Source organism: Terriglobales bacterium (assembly GCA_035624475.1).
In the GTDB taxonomy this organism is placed as follows: Bacteria; Acidobacteriota; Terriglobia; order Terriglobales; family Acidobacteriaceae; genus DASPRL01.
Genome location: DASPRL010000259.1, coordinates 1 through 3,185, shown reverse-complemented (window position 1 = coordinate 3,185; position 3,185 = coordinate 1). Strand labels below are relative to the sequence as shown.

The 3,185-nt window shown below is 67.6% G+C and carries 4 protein-coding genes; 2 read left to right on the top strand and 2 right to left on the bottom strand.

Going from position 1 to position 3,185, the window contains the following annotated elements; translation table 11 throughout:
• Positions 1 to 548 (top strand): Asp-tRNA(Asn)/Glu-tRNA(Gln) amidotransferase GatCAB subunit B (locus tag VEG08_10455; GenBank protein HXZ28406.1); only part of this gene is annotated, 548 nt, incomplete at its 5' end.
• 4 nt (positions 549 to 552) lie between these two features.
• Here the strand turns inward: VEG08_10455 and VEG08_10450 are convergent.
• Both VEG08_10450 and VEG08_10445 read right to left on the bottom strand, forming a co-directional pair.
• Entirely contained in the window at positions 553 to 1,446 is an 894-nt protein-coding gene (locus VEG08_10450; GenBank protein ID HXZ28405.1) for an MBL fold metallo-hydrolase, read from the bottom strand.
• A gap of 68 nt (positions 1,447 to 1,514) precedes the next feature.
• Entirely contained in the window at positions 1,515 to 2,777 is a 1,263-nt protein-coding gene (locus VEG08_10445) for a hypothetical protein (GenBank protein HXZ28404.1), read from the bottom strand.
• On the opposite strand from VEG08_10445, the gene bcp reads away from it, so the two are divergent.
• Positions 2,746 to 3,185: thioredoxin-dependent thiol peroxidase (gene bcp, locus VEG08_10440; protein ID HXZ28403.1), on the top strand; the 440-nt coding region annotated here is incomplete at its 3' end. The two genes, VEG08_10445 and bcp, sit on opposite strands and share 32 nt — an antisense overlap.

The window sequence follows — 3,185 nt, the reverse complement described above, 5'->3', positions numbered from 1 at the left end:
CCGAGCTGCCCGATGCCCGCCGCCGCCGCCTGGTAGCCGAGTACGGCATCACCGAGTACGATGCCGGGGTGCTGACCACCTCGCGCGCCCTCGCCGAGCAGTTCGAGCAGGCGGCCCGCGCCGCCAGGAATCCCAAGCGTGTCGCCAACCTGGTGCAGAGCGAATTGCTGGGGCGGCTGAAGGCGAGGAGCCTCGAGATCGCGCAGTCGCCCATCTCCATGGCGGGCGTGGCCCTTTCCGCCGACCTGGTGGAGGAAGGCAGGATCAGCGGCAAGATGCTCAAGGAGCTTTACGACCTGTGCTTCGCGCGCGGCCAGGACTTCCCCGTGGTCTATGAGCAGGAAAAGCCGCAGCAGATCACCGACGCGGGCGCGCTGGAGAAGATGATCGACGCGGTGCTGGCCGCCAATCCCAAGCAGGTGGAGCAGTACCGCGCCGGCAAGACCACGGTGAAGGGCTTCTTCGTCGGCCAGGTGATGAAGATGTCCAAGGGCCAAGCCAACCCCGCTTTGGTCAACGAACTGCTGGAGAAGAAGCTCAAGCCCTGAGCCGCTACTTCTTTTCTCCGCCCAGGCTCTTGTAGAGGGTGTCGATGAACTTGTCCTCGTCGATGAAGCTGGACGAGAACTTGTGGTACTTGGCCAGCACCTTCTCCTGCTTGAGCTGCTCGGCGCTCTTGCCGTGGCGGATGCCGTCTTCCACGATGCCGGCGCAATCGCGCAGCATGCTGGCGTAGGCGCGGAAGTCGGCCAGGGTGGAGAGCGGCCCGTGCCCGGGGATGATCTTCACGTCCTCGGGGTACATGGCGATCTGTTTGTCCACCGCGTCCAGGTAGCCCTTCACGCTGCCTCCACTCTCCAGGTCGATGAAGGGGAAGATGTTGGCGAAATATTCGTCGCCGGTAGCGGCCACGTGCTCCTTGGGGAAGTACACCACGCTGTCGCCGTCGGTGTGCGCCGCGGGATAGTGAATGATCTCGACGTCCTCGCCGTTCAGGTGCAGCGCCATGCGGTCGGGGTAGGTGATGGCGGGCAGGGCATCCGCGGGCGCGGGCTTGAAGTCCATGGTCAGCACCTTGCCGCCGCTGGCCATGCGCGCCCGCAGCAGGTCGTTGGCGATGATGGGCGCCTGCGCGCTCCACGCGGCATTGCCGTCGGTGTGGTCGAAGTGCCAGTGGGTGTTGACCACGAAGCGCAGGGGCTTGTCGGTGATGCCCTTGAGCGCGGCCTCGACCTTGGGCGCCAGCGCCGCGAATTCCGTGTCCACCATGACCACGCCCTCGGGGCCGGTGAAGAGGGTGATGTTCCCGCCGGAGCCCTGCAGCATGTACACCGCTTCGGTCACCTTGGTGACCTTGATCTCCACCTTGCTGAAATCGCGCTGCTGCGCCATGGCCACGGCGGCCAGCGCGAACAGCAGCATCCCCACTCCGATCACTCTGCGCATGCCTTCTCCTCCAGCCATCTGCAGGAATCCGCCCGAAGAATGGCCGGGAATTGTAGCACCGCCCGCCGCTACTGCACCCAACTGTCGAAGAGTTCGGTGAGCCGGTCGGGGTCCACGCGGTAGAGCACCACGTTGCCCTCCAGGCCGGTGTCGTGCGGCCCGATCTTGTGGAAGAGCAGTTGGCCCACGCCCCGGCCGTCGGCATCCACGGCGTCCAGCAGCTCCAGGCGCGGCACCGCGTCCAGGCGGCCGCTGTCGGTGATGGAGACGAAGATGCGCCGCAGGTTGCCGTCCAGGTCGCTGCGCGCCACCAGGGTGATGTAGACGTCGGGCTGCGCCTGCTCCTTCGCGCGCGCTGCGCCGCGCTTGCCCGCGCCCGGGCGCGGCCGCGCCGCCGGGACGGCGTAGTTGCCCGCGGGCAGGTGCGCGCTCAACACGATCTCCGGAGCGTTGTCGCTGAAGACGTCGAACAAGCGCACGTCAAGGCCGGTGAGAGGGCCGGGGACGGCGTGCTGCCCGCCCGGCGCGAGCGTGTACCTGGCGATCTCCTGCTGGGCCAGCGCCACCGCCTTCTTGCTAAGCGTCTCTTTTTCCGAGGGGCTCCAGCTCAGGACGAAGCTGCGGTTCTCCCCAGGCTGGACGTCGGAGACCGCCACCATCCGCTGGGACGCTGCGGGTGGAGGCGGCGGGACGGCGGCCGAAACCGGAGCGGAAGGCGGGGTCGCTGCAGGCCTGACCGGAGGTGGGGATGGCGCCGGCGCGGGGGCCGGCGGCTTGCCCCGCTGCAGCACCGGGCGGTTGGGATCGCTCTCCATCTGCTGCTCCGTGGCTGCCTGGGGGGCAGGTTGCACGGCGCCGGCGGCCGGCGCGCTCGCTGCCGGCTTGGCTCGTCGCAGGATGGGGCGGTCCTGCTCCCGTGGCGCGGTGGCGTAGGTCCCGGTCTCGCCCTCGGCCCAGGTGCCCGCGCCGTACCACACCTTGGCCTCCGTCAATTCCTGCGCGGCGCTGATCGTGAACAGTCCCTTGGCGGCGCCCGCCTGCTGGCCTTCGTACACCGTGCCCGGCTCCACCGCCATGGGCACCGGCGACGCCTGGTAGATGCTGGCGTCGTAGTACTGGCCGTCGGCCAGGATGATCAGGGGGACGAGCCGGGGCGCGCCGCCGCTCGCCGGCCACTCCAGCACGCCCACCGCGCGCAGGGCGTGGGCTGCGGGCCGCTTGCTGCGATACTGCGCCAGCAGCGCGGTCGTGGCCAGCAGCAGCAGCGCCAGCAGCGCGCTGGCGCGCCGCCGCGGTAGAATGGCCGAGCTTCCGAGGAGAGAGCGCATCATGGAAGTCAACGACAAGGCACCGGACTTCAGTGTACCCGATGAGAACGGCCGCAAGGTCTCGCTCAAGGACTTTCGCGGCCGCAACGTCATCCTCTTCTTCTTCCCCAAGGCCGACACCCCCGGTTGAACCATCGAAGCGTGCGGGTTCCGCGACGCCTACAAGAAGATCGAGAAGGCCGGGGCGGTGGTGCTGGGAGTCTCCGCCGACCCGCCTGAGCGCCAGAAGAAATTCAAAGACAAGTACGACTTCCCCTTTACCCTGCTCGCCGATTCTGACAAGAAGCTCTGCCACGCCTTCGGCGTCATCAAGGAGAAGAATATGTACGGCAAGAAGGTGATGGGCATCGAACGCACCACCTTCCTGATCTCGCCCGAGGGCAAGATCGCGCGCATCTTCCCCAAGGTGAA